At 64.8% G+C, this 18,822-nt stretch carries 15 protein-coding genes; 6 read left to right on the top strand and 9 right to left on the bottom strand.

Annotation, left to right across the window (positions count from 1 at the left end):
• Positions 1 to 22: 22 nt before the first annotated feature.
• From GJ668_RS02700 to def, 6 genes are read right to left on the bottom strand one after another with little or no spacing between them, the layout of a single operon-like run.
• A complete protein-coding gene (locus tag GJ668_RS02700) occupies positions 23 to 1,390 on the bottom strand; it encodes a sigma-54-dependent transcriptional regulator (RefSeq protein WP_155448571.1) in 1,368 nt (455 codons plus the stop codon).
• The gene (locus GJ668_RS02695; RefSeq protein WP_186342838.1) at positions 1,387 to 3,591 is read right to left on the bottom strand and encodes an ATP-binding protein; all 2,205 of its coding nucleotides are present in this window, start codon (positions 3,589 to 3,591) and stop codon (positions 1,387 to 1,389) included. The genes GJ668_RS02700 and GJ668_RS02695 overlap by 4 nt, the downstream gene beginning before the upstream one ends.
• Positions 3,573 to 4,148, bottom strand: a complete 576-nt coding sequence (locus tag GJ668_RS02690; RefSeq protein WP_155448570.1) for a DUF4390 domain-containing protein — start codon at positions 4,146 to 4,148, stop codon at positions 3,573 to 3,575. Before GJ668_RS02690 ends, GJ668_RS02695 begins: the two co-directional genes overlap by 19 nt.
• A complete protein-coding gene (gene rsmB / locus GJ668_RS02685; RefSeq protein ID WP_155448569.1) occupies positions 4,145 to 5,494 on the bottom strand; it encodes a 16S rRNA (cytosine(967)-C(5))-methyltransferase RsmB in 1,350 nt (449 codons plus the stop codon). The genes GJ668_RS02690 and rsmB overlap by 4 nt, the downstream gene beginning before the upstream one ends.
• On the bottom strand, positions 5,487 to 6,434 hold the full coding sequence (fmt, locus tag GJ668_RS02680; protein ID WP_155448568.1) for a methionyl-tRNA formyltransferase: 948 nt from the start codon (positions 6,432 to 6,434) through the stop codon (positions 5,487 to 5,489). The genes rsmB and fmt overlap by 8 nt, the downstream gene beginning before the upstream one ends.
• 3 nt (positions 6,435 to 6,437) lie before the next feature.
• Complete coding sequence (def, locus tag GJ668_RS02675) at positions 6,438 to 6,995, bottom strand: peptide deformylase (protein WP_155448567.1); 558 nt, start codon at positions 6,993 to 6,995, stop codon at positions 6,438 to 6,440.
• 123 nt (positions 6,996 to 7,118) lie between these two features.
• On the opposite strand from def, the gene GJ668_RS02670 reads away from it, so the two are divergent.
• The 4 genes from GJ668_RS02670 to topA are packed head-to-tail and all read left to right on the top strand — an operon-like array spanning position 7,119 to position 12,314.
• Entirely contained in the window at positions 7,119 to 8,315 is a 1,197-nt protein-coding gene (locus GJ668_RS02670; RefSeq protein WP_155448566.1) for a LysM peptidoglycan-binding domain-containing protein, read from the top strand.
• Positions 8,316 to 8,323: 8 nt separating this feature from the next.
• Positions 8,324 to 9,460, top strand: coding sequence for a DNA-processing protein DprA (gene dprA / locus GJ668_RS02665; RefSeq protein ID WP_155448565.1), 1,137 nt, complete (start codon positions 8,324 to 8,326; stop codon positions 9,458 to 9,460).
• Between the two features lie 42 nt (positions 9,461 to 9,502).
• A complete protein-coding gene (locus tag GJ668_RS02660; protein ID WP_155448564.1) occupies positions 9,503 to 9,979 on the top strand; it encodes a Smg family protein in 477 nt (158 codons plus the stop codon).
• Between the two features lie 28 nt (positions 9,980 to 10,007).
• Positions 10,008 to 12,314 carry a type I DNA topoisomerase gene (topA, locus tag GJ668_RS02655; RefSeq protein ID WP_155448563.1) on the top strand — a complete coding sequence of 769 codons (2,307 nt, stop codon included), beginning with the start codon at positions 10,008 to 10,010 and terminating at the stop codon, positions 12,312 to 12,314.
• Positions 12,315 to 12,344: 30 nt separating this feature from the next.
• On the opposite strand, the gene GJ668_RS02650 is transcribed toward topA, so the two are convergent.
• Positions 12,345 to 13,841 (bottom strand): HDOD domain-containing protein, encoded by a 1,497-nt coding sequence (locus tag GJ668_RS02650; protein WP_155448562.1) that lies wholly within the window; start codon positions 13,839 to 13,841, stop codon positions 12,345 to 12,347.
• A gap of 131 nt (positions 13,842 to 13,972) precedes the next feature.
• On the opposite strand from GJ668_RS02650, the gene tsaC reads away from it, so the two are divergent.
• Complete coding sequence (gene tsaC, locus GJ668_RS02645; protein WP_155448561.1) at positions 13,973 to 14,596, top strand: L-threonylcarbamoyladenylate synthase type 1 TsaC; 624 nt, start codon at positions 13,973 to 13,975, stop codon at positions 14,594 to 14,596.
• Here tsaC and GJ668_RS02640 read toward each other — a convergent pair.
• Together GJ668_RS02640 and GJ668_RS02635 are read right to left on the bottom strand one after the other, a co-directional pair.
• Complete coding sequence (locus GJ668_RS02640; RefSeq protein WP_222930745.1) at positions 14,586 to 15,215, bottom strand: L,D-transpeptidase family protein; 630 nt, start codon at positions 15,213 to 15,215, stop codon at positions 14,586 to 14,588. The two genes, tsaC and GJ668_RS02640, sit on opposite strands and share 11 nt — an antisense overlap.
• 176 nt (positions 15,216 to 15,391) lie before the next feature.
• Positions 15,392 to 16,588: a class I SAM-dependent rRNA methyltransferase gene (locus tag GJ668_RS02635; RefSeq protein ID WP_155448560.1), complete on the bottom strand. Its 1,197-nt coding sequence runs from the start codon at positions 16,586 to 16,588 to the stop codon at positions 15,392 to 15,394.
• A 167-nt stretch (positions 16,589 to 16,755) separates the two neighbouring features.
• On the opposite strand from GJ668_RS02635, the gene GJ668_RS02630 reads away from it, so the two are divergent.
• Positions 16,756 to 18,822, top strand: coding sequence for a thioredoxin domain-containing protein (locus tag GJ668_RS02630; protein WP_155448559.1), 2,067 nt, complete (start codon positions 16,756 to 16,758; stop codon positions 18,820 to 18,822).

Below are 18,822 nucleotides of genomic sequence, written 5' to 3'. Positions count from 1 at the left end.
ATAACCGCTCGCTTCCAGGGGTTCATCGTCGTTCCTTGATCTCGATGCCGAGCGAGCGCAGCTTGCGATAGAGATGGGTGCGCTCCATCCCGGCCTCCTTGGCCATCTTGCTGACGTTGCCCTGGTGCTTTTCGAGCTGATAGTCGAGATAAGCTTTCTCGAACTGCTCACGCGCCTGACGCAGTGGCTGATCGAAGGACACCAGACCGTCGAGCGTCTGGACCTGGACCGGCGGCGGCGCGCCGAGCGCGCTCTCGACCTCTTTCTGGCTGATTTCATCGCCTGCGCCCAGGATCAGCACGCGCTGGACCAGATTCTTGAGTTCGCGCACATTGCCCGGCCAGCCGTAGTTGCGCAGAAAGTTCTGAGCACCGACGCTGAAACGCCGATAGGGCAGCTTCTCGTGGGTGGCGAAATAATCGAGATAGAAGTTCAGCAGATCAGGCACATCCTCGGCATGTTCTTCGAGCGGCGGGATGTTGAGCGGCACCACGTTGAGGTGATAGAACAGATCCTCGCGGAAGCGTCCGGCGCGGACTTCCTCTTCCAGATTGCGCTGCGTGATGGCGACGATACGCACATCGATGCGCACCGGCTCGCTACCGCCGACACGTAGAAACGATCCGCTGTCGAGCGCCCCAAGCAGCTTGGATTGCGCCTCCCACTCCATGTCGGCCACTTCGTCGAGCAGCAGCGTGCCGCCGGCGGCCTTCTCCAGACTGCCATAGTGGGTGTGCTCACCTTCTTCGACCCCGAACAGCTCGCGCGCGGCATTGCCGCCGGCCAGCGCGGAGACGCTCAGATCGATGAAGGGGCGCTCTCGGCGCGCGCTCTGTGAGTGCAGATAGCGCGCGAAGGTCTCGCGTCCGCTGCCGGCCTCGCCGGTGATGAGCACCCAGGTATCGTGCTGGGCGATGCGTTTGACTTGCTCGCGCAGACGCTGCATGACCGCACTGCGTCCGACCGGTTCATGGACCTGGGGCGCGCGGCGCTTGAGTCCGATGTTCTCCTGCTGGAGCTTGTCGGCCTCCAGGGCGCGTTCCAGGGTCAGCAAGAGCTTGGCCATGGACAGCGGCTTTTCGAGAAAGTCATAGGCGCCCAGGCGTGTGGCCTCGACCGCCGTCTCCACGGTGCCGTGACCGGACATCATGATCACCGGACAGGGCAGCTCATCATCCTCGGCCCACTCCTTGAGCAGCGAGATGCCGTCGATATCCGGCATCCAGATATCGAGCAGGATCAGATCGGGCCGTCGATCACGCAGGGCGTGACGCGCGGCCTCGCCGTTCTCAGCCACAGCGACGGCATAACCCTCGTCCTCGAGGATTTCTTTAACCAAGCCGCGAATGTCGGGTTCGTCGTCGACGACCAGGATATGGGTTGCGCTCATAGTGGTTTGTATTGCTCCCGACCGTGGACCGCCGTAGCGGTCGCTTGCCAAACTGGTATTCGGACCCTGATCAAGGCGCCGGAATTGCGATTCTCGACCCCGATCATACCGCCATGTTCCTCGATTATCTTCTTGACGATCGCCAGACCCAAGCCCGTGCCCTTGGCTTTCGTGGTGACATAGGGCTCAAAAAGCCGGTCGAGCAACTGGGGAGCAAACCCCGGACCATTGTCGGCCACCAGGAATTGCAGACAGGGCGTATCCTCAGCCTGGACGAGTTCGGTGCTTACGCCGATTTCGGCGTTGGCGCACCCCTCAAGGGCTTCCTGAGCGTTCTTGATCAGATTGTGGATGACCTGCCGTAGTCGCAAGGGATCGCCCCGGACTTGAATCTCGGGCGCGCCGAGCGCGATCCTGAGCGCCGGCACGCCCGCGCTGCGATAAAGATCCAGCACCTCGCGTGCGAGCTGATCGAAGACCAGCGGCTCGGCTTTGAGTGTGGGACTCTTGGCGTAGTCCGAGAAGTCGTTGACCATCGTCTTCATGGCTTCGACCTGCTGGATGATGGTGCCGGTAGCGCGCTCGATGAGGCGCGCGTCGTTCTCATCAGCCTTGGCCAGCAGCTTGTGACGCAGACGCTCGGCCGAGAGCTGGATGGGGGTGAGCGGATTCTTGATCTCGTGCGCGAGCCGGCGCGCCACCTCGGCCCAGGCGGCGTTGCGCTGGGCGACGATCAGCGAGCTGATATCGTCGAAGACCACGACATGGCCGCGCTGAGTGGCATCGGGCAGGGGCAGCGGGCTGCCACGGCACATGAGCGTCTGGCTGGTCTCGTCGCGTTGCAGTGTGACCTCCGCGCGCCAGGGCTGGGCCTCGGCGAGATGGCGGCGCACGGTCTCGGTCCAGGGTGTGAGCCAGGGATTAGTGCGCTCCAGGCGTTCGAGTGTGACGGGTTCCGGATCCTCGTCGAGATCGAGCGCCAGGATCAGGAGTGCGGCCGGATTGGCGGTGCGCAGTCGCTGCGCCTCGTCGAAGGCCACCACGCCCGAGGACAGACGCCCGAGGATGGTCTCCAGATAGTTGCGCTGCGTCTCGACCGCCTGCCTGCTGCGCGTCGCCGCGTCGCGCGCCTTGGCAATCCGGCGTGACATGGCGTTGAAGGAGGCGACCAGAAAGGTCAGCTCGTCGTCGTGACGGGGCAGGGTGATCTGCTGCTCGTAGTCACCATCGGAGATCGAGCGCGTGGCGCGCGCAATGTCGGCGATGGGCGCGACCAGCCGGCGCGCGGTGTGGAAGGCCGCAATGAGTGCCGCCATGAGTCCGAACGCGAGCACCAGCGACAGTGTGAGCGAGAAACTCAGCTTGAGCGATTGGCGCAGATAGGCCAGCTCGGTATAGCGGTTGTAGGCATCTTCCAGCCGTTCGGACAGCTCGCTGATGCGCGCCGAGGTCGGAAAGATCGCCTGCATCAGCATGGGACGCCCGCGCGGATCCTGGACCAGGGTGCGCACGACCAGCTCGTTGCCCTGTCTGCTCTCCAGCCCGACATAGTTCGTGCCGGCGCGGGCGCTCTGATGGATCTCGCGTTCGGCCTGATTCGGTACCAACTGGGTTGGATCCTCGTTGGCCGTACCCAGTACCTGACCGCTGGCGCCATAGACGGTCAACTCGATGGCCCCGGCGCGGCGGCGCAGATCGTTGAGACTGAGCGCGATGGCCGTAGCCGAGCGATCCTCGATCCCGGCCAGCAGTTGCTCGCTGATCTTGACCAGCAGTCGCTGATTGAGGTCGAGCGAGGCCTGATTGAGCACCAGCGCATCCTGCATGGCGCGTCCGATCTCGACATCGAACCAGCTATCGATGCCGCGCAGCAGAAAGCCGAGCGAGAAATAATAGACCGCGCCCACCGGCAGCAGGGAGATGAGCGAAAACAGTACCACGATGCGCGCTGTCAGACGCGAGCCGGCGGCCTGACGCCGATAGCGGCGCACCAGCTTGACGATGTTGACGACCACCAGCACCGCCAGCACCGCCAGCCCGGCCAGTACCACTGACAGCAGCGGCAGAAAGGCGCGGCTGAGCGTCTCGGAGTTCTCCACCGCATCGCGCATCAGCACGAGCACCACGAAGAGTCCGAGGATCAGGAGTGCGACCGGCAGGGTTCCCAGTCCGCGATGCCAGTTCAGTGGTTTAGGGGCCACTTCGTCCAACCGCTCGACAGCTTCCAGGAGGGCGTCAGATACGCCATGGGACGCAGAGGCAGGGGCAGTTCCTCGATGTCCAGGAAGACCTTGATCTGGAGCTCATAGTCCGCGTCCGGGTCGAGCCGAGCGCGGCTAATGAGCGTCTGGTCGGTGAGTTCGCCCAGGGCGCGAATGGCCGCATCGCGGGTAACGAAGTCACGCCCTTCACTGCCCGGCAGCCGATAGACCTCGTAGCGTTCGGAGAGCGGCCGATAGCGGATGGCATAGCGCCATTGCTCATCGACCAGACTGTCCTCCCACATCCAGGCCTTGGTGCGACGCACCTGGACATGAACGACAAGGGTCAGGGGCACGCCATGATCGAGCGCCTCCAGCACCGGCTCGCTGAAATCAAAGCCGATGTTGGCACTCATGAGGATCTGTCCCGCCTGCTCCCGCGTCTGGGCCTGCTCGACGTTGAACCTCGAGGTACGCGCCAGCGCGTCGGCAGCGAGTGCCAGCAGTGCGATCACGACCAGGATCAGCGTGAAGCCCGAGACCTTGCCAGTGCTCATGAGGCCGCCTTTGCGAGCACGGCATAGAAGAAGCCATCCTGTCCATCCGGCAGGGGCAGGAGTTGACGGCCAACTGCGCGTGCCTGACCCCAATCGGTGTCCAGGGTGAGTGCATGCGCCTCGGGCTGACGGGCGAGGAAGGCTTCGACCTGACGCTCGTTCTCCTCGGCGAGCAGCGAACAGGTGGCATAGAGCAGCCGTCCGCCGGGGCGCAGCAACGGCCAGATGGCATCCAGCATCCGCGACTGAGTGGCGGCGAGCGCGGCGATGTCCTCGGGACGGCGCAGCCACTTGATGTCGGGATGACGGCGGATGACGCCGGTCGCCGAGCAGGGCACATCGAGCAGGATGCGATCGAAGGGGCGGGCGGTCCAATCCCCGCGCGGATCAGCCGCATCGTCGACGTGCACCTGAGCCGCGAGTCCGAGCCGGTCGAGTGTCGCGCCGACCGTGGCCAGTCGCGTCTCGTCGCTGTCGATGGCGACCAGATCCAGCGCGTTCCCCGCGCGCTCCAGGATGGCAGCGGTCTTGCCGCCGGGCGCGGCGCAGGCATCGAGCACGCGCTCGCCGGGCTGGGCATCGAGCAGTCGCGCGGCCAGTTGCGCGCCGCTGTCCTGGATCGAGACCCGGCCTTCATTGAAGCCTGGAAGTTCGCGCATGGCGCGTGGCTGATCGAGTAGGACGCCCGTGTCGAGTCCGTCGATGGCGCGCGCGCCGATGCCGGCGGCGTCGAGTTCAGCCAGATAGGCCGCGCGTTCCTGTCGCCGCGGATTGACGCGCAGCGCCATGGGCGCGCGTGCGTTGCTGGCCAGGACGATCGACTCCCAGTCCTCCGGCCAGTCGGCGCGCAGACGTTCGAGCAACCAGTCGGGGAAGAGCCAGCGTGCCTCGGGCTGAGTGTCGGTCCAGGCCAGCAGCGTCTCGCGCTCGCGCAGAAAACGCCGCAGCAGCGCGTTGACCAGACCGGCCAGACGCGGCTTGCCAAGCTGGCGCGCAGCCTCGACCGTGGCCGAGACCGCGGCATGGGCCGGCGTCTTCATGAAGCCGATCTGATAAAGCCCGATCAGGATCAGTGCCTGGAGATCGCTGTCGCGCGGCTTGAGCGGACGGTCGAGCAGGCGGCTGGCGATGAGCCGCAGACGCGGCAGCATTCGCAGCGCGCCATAGACCATCTCCTGCACCAGCGCCTGATCGGCCGGCGAGCGCGGTGTCCGGTCGACTTGCAGTACGCGCGTGAGCGATTGACCGCGATCGAGCACCGCGTGCAGGGCGCGTGCAGCGGCGGCGCGCGACTCAGCGCCCGGTGCGCCCGCCATGGGCGTGTGGGGGGATCTGCGCTCAGCCAAAACGCGCGCCGTCCAAATGTCGCGCGTTCAGATAGTCCGCCGCGCTCATGGGTTTTTTGCCGGCCGGCTGCACGCGCGTGAGGCGCAGCTGGCCTGTGCCCGTGGCCACGCGCAGGCCGGTGCGATCGGCCTGAACCACGGTTCCGGGCGTGATCGCGCCAGTCTCGGCGCTCACCGGCTCGGCTTCAGCCGACCAGATCCGCAGCGTAGCACCCTCCAGCGTCGTCTGAGCGACCGGCCAGGGATCGAACGCCCGCACCTGCCGTTCGATGGCCGCGGCGGGTGCGCTCCAGTCGATCGTGGCTTCATCCTTGCTGAGCTTGTGGGCATAGGTCGCGTGCGTGTCGTCCTGAGGTTCTGGAGCGAGCGAACCATCCGCGATGCCGGGCAGGGCCTCGACGAGCGCCTGCGCACCAAGCTCGGCCAGCCGGTCGTGCAGGGTGCCGCCGGTTTCGTGCGCCGCGATCGGGGTCGCGACCCGGTGGTAGACCGGCCCGGTATCCAGCCCCGCCTCCATGCGCATGATGCAGACGCCGGTCTCGCTGTCGCCGGCGAGAATGGCGCGCTGGAGCGGCGCCGCCCCGCGCCAGAGCGGCAGCAACGAGGCATGCACATTGACACAGCCGAGTCGCGGGGCGTCCAGAACGCTTGTCGGCAGCAGCAGACCATAGGCGACCACCACCATCAGATCCGCGCTGTGCGCACGCAGTTGCTCGACAGCCTCAGGATCACGCTTGAGACTTTCGGGCTGATACACCGGAAGACCGCGATCGAGCGCCAGCGCCTTCACCGGACTCATCTGGAGCTTGCGCCCGCGTCCGGCCGGGCGGTCGGGCTGGGTGTAGACGCCGATCACCTCATGCCCGGCATCGAGCAGCGCGGCGAGACAGGGGACGGCGAAATCGGGCGTGCCGGCAAATAGAATACGCAGTGATTTCATTGCTCAAATGACGCCGCGTTGAGGCTCGGCATCTGCATTCGCCCGTGCCGCTTCGGCGTACTGGCGCTCCTTACGCTGCTTTTCGAGTTTGTGACGAATGCGCTGGCGCTTGAGCAGGGAAATGTGGTCGACGAAGAGCTTGCCGTTGAGATGATCGATCTCGTGCTGAATGCAGACGGCAAGCAGACCATCGGCGTCGAGCTTGAAGGGATTGCCGTCGCGGTCGAGCGCCTCGACGGTCACGCGCTCGGCGCGGGTGACGCTCTCGAAGAAGCCGGGTACGGACAGACAGCCCTCGTCCATCTGCTCGGTGCCTTCGCGTGCGAGGAGGCGCGGATTGATGAAGCACTGCGGCGTGTCGTGTCCCTCGGAGACATCGATGACGATGACCTGACGTTGCACATCGACCTGGGTGGCGGCCAGTCCGATGCCGGGCGCGGCATACATGGTTTCGAGCATGTCGTCGACCAATTGGCGAATCTGGTCGTCGACCTGCTCGACGGGCCGTGCCTGCTTGCGCAGTCGCGGATCGGGAAAGGTGAGAATATCGAGTATGGCCATGCGAATCTGAATTTGGCTTGAGTCAACGGGTGGTCGAGACGAAGCGGTGTGCGCTACTATCTCCAGGATACTACATCCCATCGTGGGGACGGGAGCATCCCGTTTCGACCAGCGCGGAGGGTCATGCGCGCCATGCAACGCCGTTTCGCCGTTCTTTTCGTTTTCATCGGCTCCCTGGCTCTTCTGGCGCCGGGAGTGTTCGCGGTCGAACTGGCGCCTGGAGCGCCTCAGACCTATGTCGTGCGGCCAGGGGACACGCTCTGGGGTATCGCCGGACGCTTCCTGCGCGATCCCTGGCGCTGGTCAGAGGTCTGGCGTGCCAATCCGGGCGTCGAAAATCCCAACCTCATCTATCCGGGCGATGTGCTGGAACTGGTCATGATCGACGGCCGTCCGGTGATCGGGCGCGCCGACGGGCGCGGTGGACCGCGTGTGGTCAAGCTCAGTCCGCAGGTGCGCTCCGAGGCGATCAGCGCGCCGGTTCCGATCATCCGTATCGGCTCGATCGCGCCCTTTCTGACCCAGCCCTATGTCGCCGATTCCGATGACATCAAGCGGGCCTTCTATGTCGTCGGCTTTCCCGATGAGCACATCGTTGCCGGTGTCAATGACGAGATCTATGTGCGCAAGATCCGCTCAAGCGATGTCACCCAGTTTCAGGTGCTGCGACCCGGCGACCCGCTGCGTGACCCGGACACCAACGAACTGCTCGGCTATGAGGCCGCCTTCGTCGCCAACGCGGCACTGGAGCGCACGGGCGATCCGGCCAAGCTGCGGGTGACGCGCATGGAGCGCGAGGTCGCGATCGGCGACCGGGTCATTCCAGCCGCCGCCGAGCAGCCGCTTGTCGACTTCCTGCCGCGTCCAGCCCCCGCGCAGATGCGCGGACGCATCCTCTCGGTCATGAACGGCGTCTCGCAGATCGGCCAATTCGACGTGGTCATCATCAATCGCGGCTCGCGCGACGGGCTCGAACCCGGTCATGTGTTCGAGGTCTTTGTCGGCGGCGAGAAGGCGCGCGATCAGGTGCGGGCCGGAATCGCCAACAACGACTGGTTGATGGAGAGTCCCTTTTCGAGCGAGTTCTGGCTCGGGCGTGATTATGACTTCAAGGGCTGGCGCGCCGACGAGCCATCTCGGGACGCGAGCTTTCCCCTGAATCCGGGCTATCGGCGCGACAAGGCCGAATACGTCAAGCCGTTCGAGCGTGCCGGTGTCCTGATGGTGTTCCGGGTGTTCGATCGGGTCAGTTTCGGACTTATCCTCAACACCAGTCGCGCGCTCCAGGTCGGCGACTGGATTGCCGCACCGCCGTCCTGATCCTTCATATGTGGCGACCGCGCGACGGATCGGAGGCGCCGATCGAGGACTGGCTCGCGCTCATCCTGGCACCGCGCGTGGGGCCGCGCACCTTTGTGCGCTTGATGGAGGGTTTCGGCTCACCGAGCGCGGTGCGGGCGGCGAGCGACACCCGACTCGAACAGATCGGCCTCAAGCCCGAGACCGTCGCGGCGCTGCGTCAGCCCGAGGCCGAGCTCATCGATACCATTTGCGCCTGGGCCGAACAGCCCGACGCCCATCTCATCACGCTCGCCGATCCGCGCTATCCACCGGCGCTGACCGAGATCGCCGACCCGCCGCCACTGCTGTATGCGCGCGGCGACGCCCGTCTGCTGAGCGAGCCGCAGATCGCCATCGTCGGCAGTCGCAACCCCACGCCGGGCGGACGCGAGATCACCAGCGACTTTGCGCGCCGTCTGGCCGGTCATGGCCTGATCGTCACCAGCGGTCTGGCCATCGGCATCGATGGCGCGGCCCATGCGGCGGCCCTGGAGACAGGACACAGCATCGCGGTGCTCGGCACCGGGCCGGACCGGGTCTATCCAGCCGTGCATCGCGATCTGGCCCGGCGCCTGGTCGAGCGCGGCGTGATGGTCAGCGAGCTGCCGCCGGGGCAGGGACCGCTGGCAAGCAGCTTTCCGCGTCGCAACCGGCTCATCAGCGGCCTGAGCCTGGGTGTGCTGGTCACCGAAGCGGCGCTCAAGAGCGGCTCGCTGATCACGGCACGCCAGGCACTGGAGCAGGGGCGCGAGGTCTTCGCCATACCCGGCTCGATTCGCAATCCGCTCTCGCGCGGCTGTCATGCGCTCATCCGCGAGGGCGCCAAGCTCGTCGAGGAACCCGATGAGATCCTGGCCGAGCTGGCCCCGCAACTGCGCGCGGCCCTGCTCGCGTCCGAGCGCGCGCCGGCGATCGGAACCCCTGATTCGGTCTTGACGCTGCCGCCCGATCAGGCGCAGCTCCTGACGGAGATGGGGCACGATCCGGTGACACTTGATGATCTGACCAGTCGCACGGGGTTGGCGGTCGAGCGGATTTCGTCCATGCTGTTGCTCATGGAACTCGAGGGTCATGTATCATCCCTGCCAGGTGGTCGCTATGCCCGTGTGCATAATCGGTCCTGATTCGTCGGTTTCCCTGGCCGACATCCTCCATCGAGATTGCCGATGAACGAAAACATGGTCGATGTACTGATCTATCTGTACGAGAACTATATGGATGGCGAGGATCAGCCGCCGGTCGAGCAGAGCGATCTCGAGGACGAACTGACCCAGGCTGGTTTCAGCCAGGGTGAGATCGACAAAGCGCTGCACTGGCTCGACGAGCTCGCACTCGGTGTCGAGGCGGTGCATGATCATACGCTCACGCCGGGCGCCATCCGCGTCTACAACGAGGTCGAGTGTGAAAAGCTCGATCTGGAGGCACGCGGCATGCTGATGTCGCTGGAGCACAGCGGCATTCTCGACCCGGTCAGCCGCGAGCTGGTGATCGACCGGTTGCTGGCGATCGACCATCCGCAGGTGCTGGTCGAGGAGGTCAAGTGGGTCGCATTGCTGGTGCTCATGAACCGCCCGGGCCGCGAAGAGGCCTTCGATCAGCTCGAGGAGATGCTCTACGCCGACGAGCCTCCACGTCTTCATTGAACCGCGTCTCAAGATCCGTCTGCTCCGCATGAATCTCGTCATCGTCGAATCACCCGCCAAGGCCAAGACCATCAAGAAGTACCTCGGACCCAGCTTCGAGGTCGTGGCCTCCTATGGCCACGTGCGCGATCTCGTCCCCAAGGAGGGGGCGGTCGAGCCGGACAACGGCTTCGCGATGAAGTACCAGATCATCGAGCGCAACGAAAAGCACGTCCAGGCCATCGCCAAGAAGCTCAAGGAGTGCGACGCGCTCTATTTGGCCACTGACCCGGACCGTGAGGGTGAGGCCATCTCCTGGCATATCCACGAGCTGCTCAAGAGCCGCCGTCAGCTCGGCAAGCGCCCGGTGTTTCGAGTGGTGTTCAACGAGATCACCAAGCGCGCGGTCCAGGAGGCGATCGCCAACCCGCGCGAGATTTCGTATGACCTCGTCAATGCCCAGCAGGCACGCCGGGCGCTCGACTATCTGGTCGGCTTCAATCTGTCGCCGCTGCTGTGGAAGAAGATCCGGCGCGGACTCTCGGCCGGGCGGGTGCAGAGTCCGGCGCTGCGTCTGATCTGCGAGCGCGAGACCGAGATCGAAGCCTTCGTTCAGCGCGAGTACTGGACCATCGAGGCGGACACGGCCAAGGATGAGCGCCCCTTCGTCGCCCGGCTCACCAGCTTCGGCGGCGAGAAAGTCGAGCAGTTCACGATCACCGACGAGGCGCGCGCGACCGAGGTCAAGACCGCGCTCGAGACGGCCGCTAATGGTCAGCTCCGGGTCGAGCAGGTCGAACGCAAACAGCGCAAGCGCCATCCGGCGCCGCCCTTCATTACCTCCACGCTTCAGCAGGAGGCCTCGCGCAAGCTCGGCTTCACCACCCAGCGCACCATGCGCGTGGCCCAGCAGCTCTACGAGGGCGTGGATGTCGGCTCGGGCGCGGTCGGTCTCATCACCTACATGCGCACCGACTCGGTGAATCTGGCCCAGGAGGCCATCGCCGAGATCCGCGACTATGTCACCGAGCGCTATGACGCCAAGGATCTGCCGGACGCGCCGCGCCTGTTCAAGACCAAAGCCAAGAACGCCCAGGAGGCCCATGAGGCGATCCGTCCGACCTCGATCCGACGCGATCCGGCCGCACTCAAGGCGCATCTGACCCCCGAGCAGTTCCGGCTCTACGAGCTGATCTGGAAACGCACGCTCGCCTGCCAGATGATCCATGCGCTCATCGATCAGGTGGCGGTGGATCTCAGTGCCGGCGCGGGCAACATCCTGCGTGCCACCGGCTCGATGGTGGTCGATCCCGGTTTCATGCGCGTCTATCTGGAAGGACGCGACGATGCCAAGGGCGCCGACGATGACGAGAACCGGATGCTCCCCGAGATGAAGGTCGGCGAGCTGATCGCGCTGGTCGCGATCCGTCCCGAACAGCATTTCACCGAACCGCCGCCGCGCTACAGTGAGGCGACCCTGGTCAAGGCGCTCGAAGAGTTCGGTATCGGCCGGCCCTCGACCTATGCCTCGATCATCTCCACGCTCCAGGATCGCGAATATGTGATCCTGGACAAGAAGCGCTTCGTGCCGACCGACGTCGGGCGCGTGGTCAACCGCTTCCTGACCGACTATTTTACGTCCTATGTCGACTACGACTTCACCGCACGTCTGGAGGACGATCTGGATGCCGTCTCGCGCGGTGAGGGCGACTGGATTCCGCTCCTGGAGCGCTTCTGGCGCCCGTTCAAGGACTTGGTCGATCACACCCAGGAGCATGTCAAGCGCAGTGACGTGACCCAGGAGCGCATCGAGGAGAGCTGCCCCAAGTGCGGCGGTCAGCTCGCGATCCGGCTCGGGCGTAACGGGCGCTTCATCGGCTGCACCCACTATCCTGAGTGTGACTACACCCGCGATCTCGACCCGAACAAGGCTGAGCGTGAGGCGCCCGAGGTCGTCGAAGGACGAAGCTGCCCGCTGTGCGGCTCGGCGCTGGAGATCAAGCGCGGTCGTTACGGCAAGTTCATCGGTTGCAGCGCCTATCCCAACTGCAAGCACATCGAGCCGCTCGACAAGCCCGAGGACACGGGCGTGACCTGTCCGAAGTGCGGCAAGGGCACACTGCAAAAGAAGAAATCGCGACGCGGCAAGGTGTTCTATTCCTGCTCGACCTATCCCAAGTGCGACTATGCGCTCTGGGACGAGCCGCTCGCCGAACCCTGCCCGAGCTGCGGCTGGCCGGTGCTGACGCTCAAGGTCACCAAGAGCCAGGGCGCGGCCAAGGTCTGTCCGCAGAAGGAGTGCGGCTATCGCGCGCCGATCGAGGACTCAGACGCCGAATCAGGCGCATCGGACTGATCGCGCGGCACCGGTCCGCACCCGGCCCGTTCAGCGATGATGGCGCTGCTGGGCCAGGGTCAGACCCAGATTGGCCTGCTGCACGAAATGCTTGAAGTCCTCGAAGCTGTCGGGGTCGAGCGGGCGCTGACTCAAGCCGCGATCGGCGAGAAAGAATCCAATACTCTGCTGATTGATGGTGATGGGCGCAATCATAAAGGGCGCGATGCCCAGGATCGCCACCAGATCCTCGGGGGTGAGTCGTGGATCGCGCTCACGTTCGGCAAGCGTCACCAGACGCGGCAGCTTAAGATCCAGGGTCTCGAACAGGATGTTCGTTCCGGTCGTCGGGCGCGCGAACTTGAACGCATCGATCGCCGCCTCCTCGGGTAACCCCAGGGCATATTTGGCACGGATGAGCCGCTTGTCCGGCGTCGTCAACGCAAAGATCACGCGATCCATGCCGACGCCACGATAGAGCCCTTCCAGCACCAGCTCCATGATGACGTTGAAATCGCAGCGAGCACTCTCGATGGCTGAGTTGAGTTCGCGCAGAATGCTGAGTTGCAGTCTGGGGTCAGGGGGTAGGGGGGCGACGGGCGGCGGTGTCTCCACGCCGGCCGGTGGGGCCTCGGACTCTGCGTCCGGCTCTGCGATCAGGCTCTGATACTCGTCGGGCAGTGGGATCAGGCGGGCGGCAGTCGGTGCGCCGCAGTCATGCGCCATGGTCGCCGCGATCGCCGCTTTTTCCTGAAGCAGTTTGCGGGCATCGCTCTCCGAGGCATCGATCAAGCGCGCGGTGCGGCGTACCAGGCGCTCCATCTCTTCTGAATTCCAGCCCTGTTGCTCGGCGCAGCGGGCGACCTGATGACCCAGCATAATGGTCTGGATACGCGCATCCTGGCGTGTCGGGTGATCGATGGCCTCTTGCAACAGGTCGGTCAGGCTCCACTCGTGAGCCAGGCGCCGACTGAGTTGGCTCAGACGAAATCCCAGCACGCGCTCCTGCGCGGTCTCCAGCGTAATGCCGGGCTGTTTGGCCAGTTGCTCGACGCGCTCGCAATGCTCGTTGCCAAAGCACCAGAAGGCCAGCTCGCCGATGCGGTACAGCAGCGTGGCGATGAAAACCTCTTCGGGCGATTTATCACCTCGCTCAGCCGCCAGGGCGCGCGCCTGGGTCGCGGCGTGCATGGCATGCGCCAGCTCGGATTCCAGACGCACTTTCGCCGGTCCCTGGAGCAGGGTGTCGACGAGCGTCAGGGTCAGACACATATCCCGCACGGCATCGAAACCAAGTACGATCACGGCGCGCGTGACGGTACTGATGGCCGTGGCACTCGGGTTGTAGACGATCGAATTGGACAGCTTCAGCAAGCGGGCGGTGAGCGAGGCATCCTGCAGGACGACATTGGCCAGGGCTGAGGCCGGCGCGAGGTCGTCGTCCGAGATCGAGACGATATGATGCACGGTCTGCTCGAAGATCGGCATCTTTTGGTCGCGGATGACTTCGAGCCAGTCTTCCAAGCTGTTTTTGGGTGACAGGGTCATGCTTAAATGTGTACTGGCTCGATGAAGTGGTCGGTCGACTCGGACGCGATCCATTTTAAACTAAGTCGAACCAAGCAGTAGACGCGCCGGTCGGGATCGAAACAGTCATCGCCAGGAGTTCAATCGTGACAATGCACGCGCCTGTTATCTTCGACGACGAGACTCAAACGGGTTTGCCTCCACGAAACACGGGACCGTGGCAACCCTGCCACCGTCTGCGCCTGGCCGTTCGGTGTCTGCGGCGCGGCGGTGTGATCGCCTATCCGACCGAGGCGGTCTATGGACTCGGCTGCGATCCCTGGAATGCACGGGCCGTGGCGCATCTGCTGGCCATCAAGCGTCGCTCCATCACCAAGGGGCTGATTCTGATCGCGTCCGACCCCGAGCAACTCTGGCCCTTCGTCGAGCCGCTGGAGCCCGAGCGTCTGCGCGACATTCTCGCCACCTGGCCTGGACCCAATACCTGGCTCTTGCCGGCACGCGCGACGACGCCCGCCTGGCTGACCGGACGCTTCGACACGCTCGCCGTGCGCGTAACCGCGCATCCGCTGGCGGCCGCGCTCTGTCAGACGTATGGGGGCGCCATCGTCTCGACCAGCGCCAATCAGGCCGCACGCCCGGCCGCTCGCACCAGTTTGGGCGTGCGGCTGGCGCTCGACAGCCCGCCGGATGACATCCTCGCCGGACACTGCGCCGGAGCGGATCGTCCATCCGTGATCCGCGATGGGCGCACCGGGCGCGTCATCAGGGCATGATCTGAATCGGGGTGCCGTCTTTCACCAGACTCCAGATTTCGTCCATTTCTTCATTCTTGACCGCGATGCAGCCCTGGGTCCAGTCGCGATTGGCGTACTGCTGACGCATGGTCTCGGATTGGATGTAATTGGGCAGACCGTGGATCATGATCATGCCGCCCGGATTGCTATGACCCAGTTGACGACTGACGGCGCGATCCTTGTCGCTGGGATAGGAGATGTGCATCGATTTATAGAAGTTGCTGTTCGGGTTGCGCCAGTTGAGCTTGTAGCGTCCCTCGGGTGTGCGCTGGTCACCTTCGCGATACTTGTGCCCGACCGGTGCACCGCCGAGCGCGACGCGATATTGACGCACGACCTTGCCGCCACTGAGTAGTTCCAGCTGACGCTGTGACTTCTTGACCACCACCGTGTCGACCGGTCCACTGAACTGTGTTGTCGACGATGGTGAGGTGGTACAGCCGTTCAACGCCAGCATTCCAGACACAGTCAAGGCAAGGCAGAGGCCCGAGATGGCGACATGGACGGTTCGGGCGGCCGCCAGGCGGTTGGTCCGGGCGGCGTCAGGCATGACTTCGGAAAGCGTATTGGGTTGGGTGAGCGACCTGTCGGCGTGCATGATTCTGAATCTCTGGAAGATGTTACGGATCGGTCGAACGATGGCAGAGGCGCCGCCGGGAATCTTAGGCAAGTGCCTGGACAAACGCCATCTCGTCAGCATGAAATGCATATTTCGCGCCAGATAACGTGCTCCGCGAACCTCGCTGATCCTTCACCACGCCTTGAGGCGATCACTCAGGACGCCGACAGTGCGCGCAGGAAGAGTGTCTTGAGATACGCCGTCTCCGGGATGGCCGGATGGACCGGATGATCCGGCCCCTGCTGGCCGGTCTCCAGCAGTTGCAGCCGTCGACCGGCACGCTGTCCGGCCTGCTGCACCACGCGCTGGAAGCCGTCGCGTCCCATGTGGAAGGAGCAGGACGAGGTGACGAGCAGTCCGCCCGGCTCCAGCAGTTCCAGCCCGAGCCGGTTGAGGCGCTGATAGGCGGCCGTGCCGTCTTTCTCGTCCTTACGGCGCTTGATGAAGGCCGGTGGGTCGAGCAGGACGGTGTCGAAGCGCCAGCCCTGATCGCGCAGTTCGCGCAGCACCTCGAACGCATCGCCCTGAAGCGGGCGTATGCGCGCCGCCAGTCCATTGCGCTCAGCGTTGCACATAAGACGCTCCAGCGCGCCCGCTGAACTATCGACGCAGGTCACCTCGGAGGCACCGAGCGCAGCGGCGCGCAGACCCCAGGCGCCGATATAGCTACAGACATCCAGCACCCGTTCGCCGACGCCATAGCGGGCCAGACGCGCGCGGTTCTCGGCCTGATCGAAGAACCAGCCGGTTTTTTGACCCTGCATCGGATCGATGGCGAACTCCAAGCCCTGTTCGGTCAGCATCCAGTCGCTGGCCGGTTCGCCCAGGACGCACTCCACGCCCGGCTCCAAGCCTTCCAGCTCGCGAACTGAGGTGTCGTTGCGCAGTACGATCGAGGTCGGGCGCAACAGTTGCTCCAGTGCCGCCAAAATTTCGCCACGCACGCGCTCCATGCCGGCCGTGGTGATCTGAACCGCCAGCCGATCGCCATAGCGGTCGACGATCAGGCCCGGCAGTCCGTCGCTCTCGCCGAAGACGAGCCGGTAGTAGGGCGTGGTGTAGAGGCGCTCGCGCAGGGCCAGCGCCTCGTGCAGACGTGCGAGCCACAGGGCAGGACTCAGCGGCTGGGCGCGCTCGCGGCTGACGATCCGGGCGCAGATCAGCGAATGCGGATTGGCGTAACCATGCCCGATCCAGCGCTCGCTCTGGCTCAGAATCTCGACCGGCTGGCCCGGTGCGAGCGTCTTCAGTGGGGTGGCCCGGATGTCGATCTCGTTGCTGTAGATCCAGCAATGACCGGCGAGCAGGCGGCGCTCCTGGTCTTTACGCAGGATGAGTGGCTGAGTGTGCATGAAAAAGGGGTCTCGATTGGGATAGATGTGTTCGTTGTTGGCCGTCAAGACTAGCACTGAATGCCAGGCGAGTTTTTTGGTTGTGCCGGAAGCCGGGCCTGGAAAGCCTTCTGGCCGGACCCATCATCTGAATTCGGTTTCCAGGATCCGCCAGAGAGTGAGTCTCCATGTCGCCTACGAGCCACACCCACGACGCGCTGCGCACCAACCGGCTGGCCTCGACCACCAGTCCCTATCTCCAGCAGCACGCTGCCAATCCGGTCGACTGGTGGCCCTGGTGCCCGGAGGCGCTGGCGCTGGCGCGTGAACAGAACCGGCCGATCCTGCTCTCGATCGGCTATTCGGCCTGTCACTGGTGTCATGTGATGGCGCATGAGTCCTTCGAGGATCCGGTGACCGCCGAACTCATGAACCGGCTGTTCGTCAACATCAAGGTCGATCGCGAGGAGCGCCCGGATCTCGACCGGGTCTATCAGACCGCCCATCAGCTCCTGAGCCAGCGGGCCGGCGGCTGGCCGCTGACGGTCTTTCTCGCCCCCGACGATCACACACCCTTTTTTGCCGGCACCTATTTTCCACGCGAGCCGCGCCATGGTCTGCCGTCGTTTGCGCAGCTGCTGGTCGGGGTCGAGCGTGCCTGGCGTGAACAGGGCGCGGCCATCCGCGAGCAGAATCAGAGTCTGCTGGAGGTCCTGGCCAGTCTCGAACCCCAGGGCGGGGCGGAGCTGCCCGAGGCTGGTCTGCTGGACGCGGCTTTCCATCAACTGGCGCTGAGTTTCGACGCTGAGCATGGTGGATTCGGACGTGCACCCAAGTTTCCGCATGCCGCCGATCTCGAACTGCTGCTAAGGCGTCAGGCGCGGTCGGCGGCGAACGACGGTGATCCCGATCCGCGTCCGTTGCAGATGGCCGGCTTCACGCTGGAGCGCATGATCCGGGGCGGTCTGACCGATCAGCTCGGCGGCGGCTTCTGCCGCTATTCGGTCGACGATGAATGGATGATCCCGCACTTCGAGAAGATGCTCTACGACAACGGCCCGCTGCTGGCGCTGTGTTGCGACGCCTACACAGCCACGAATGACCCACTCTTTCGGGATGCGGCACTGGCCAGCGCCGATTGGGTCATGCGCGAGATGCAATCACCCGAGGGCGGTTATTACTCGACCCTGGACGCCGACAGCGAGGGCCACGAGGGCACCTTCTATGTCTGGGATCGGGACGCGGTGCGCGCGCGCCTGAGCGCCGCCGAGTATCCGCTGTTCGCGATGGTCTATGGTCTGGACCGTCCGCCCAACTTCGAGGGCCGCTGGCATCTGCACGGCTATCGCACTCCAGCGCAGGCCGCCGAGTCGTTGGGCCTGGATCTGCCCCAGGCCGAAGCCCTGCTCGCCAGCGCCCGCGCCACACTCTTCAGCGCCCGCGAGCATCGGATTCATCCCGGACGCGACGAAAAGATTCTGACCTCCTGGAACGCGCTCATGATCAAGGGGATGGCGCGCGCGGCGCGGGTGCTGGACCGGCCCGATTATCTGGAGTCAGCCGAGCAGGCGCTCGCCTTCATCCGCTCGACGCTGTGGCGCGATGGTCGGCTGCTCGCCACCTACAAGGACGGCGTGGCCCATCTCAACGCCTATCTCGACGACTATGCCAACCTGATCAAGGCGCTGCTGGAGTTGCTCCAGGTACGCTGGTCGAGCGCGGATCTCGCCTTCGCCATCGAACTGGCCGAGGTGCTACTCGACGAGTTCAATGACGCCGAGCGCGGCGGATTCTGGTTCACCGGCCGCTCGCATGAGTCGCTGATCCATCGCGCCAAGCCGCTCGGCGACGATTCGATGCCGGCTGGAAACGGCGTGGCGGCGCTCGCGCTGCAACGGCTCGGGCATCTCATTGGCGAGGTGCGCTATCTGGAGGCCGCTGACGGCACGCTGCGGCTTGCGGCTGAGTCCATGCGCCGGATGCCGCACGCCCATGCCAGTCTGCTCATGGCGCTCGACGACTGGCTCGACCCGCCCGAAATGCTCGTCATCCGCGCGGCCGATGATCGGCTGGAGACCTGGCAGCAGCTGGCCCAGCAGGGCTATCGGCCGCATCGTCTCGTTTTTGCCATCCCGTCCGAACTCACCACGCTACCTGGCACCCTGGCCGCGATGCGCGCCGGTGAGCGTCCACGGATCTATCGCTGTCGCGGTACCCACTGCGAGCCGCCGGTCGCGTCGCTGGCGGACCTGTAG

Origin of the sequence: Allochromatium palmeri (assembly GCF_009720725.1) — a bacterium.
GTDB classification, from domain to species: Bacteria; Pseudomonadota; Gammaproteobacteria; order Chromatiales; family Chromatiaceae; genus Thermochromatium; species Thermochromatium palmeri.
This window is presented reverse-complemented; position numbering and strand designations above follow the sequence as displayed.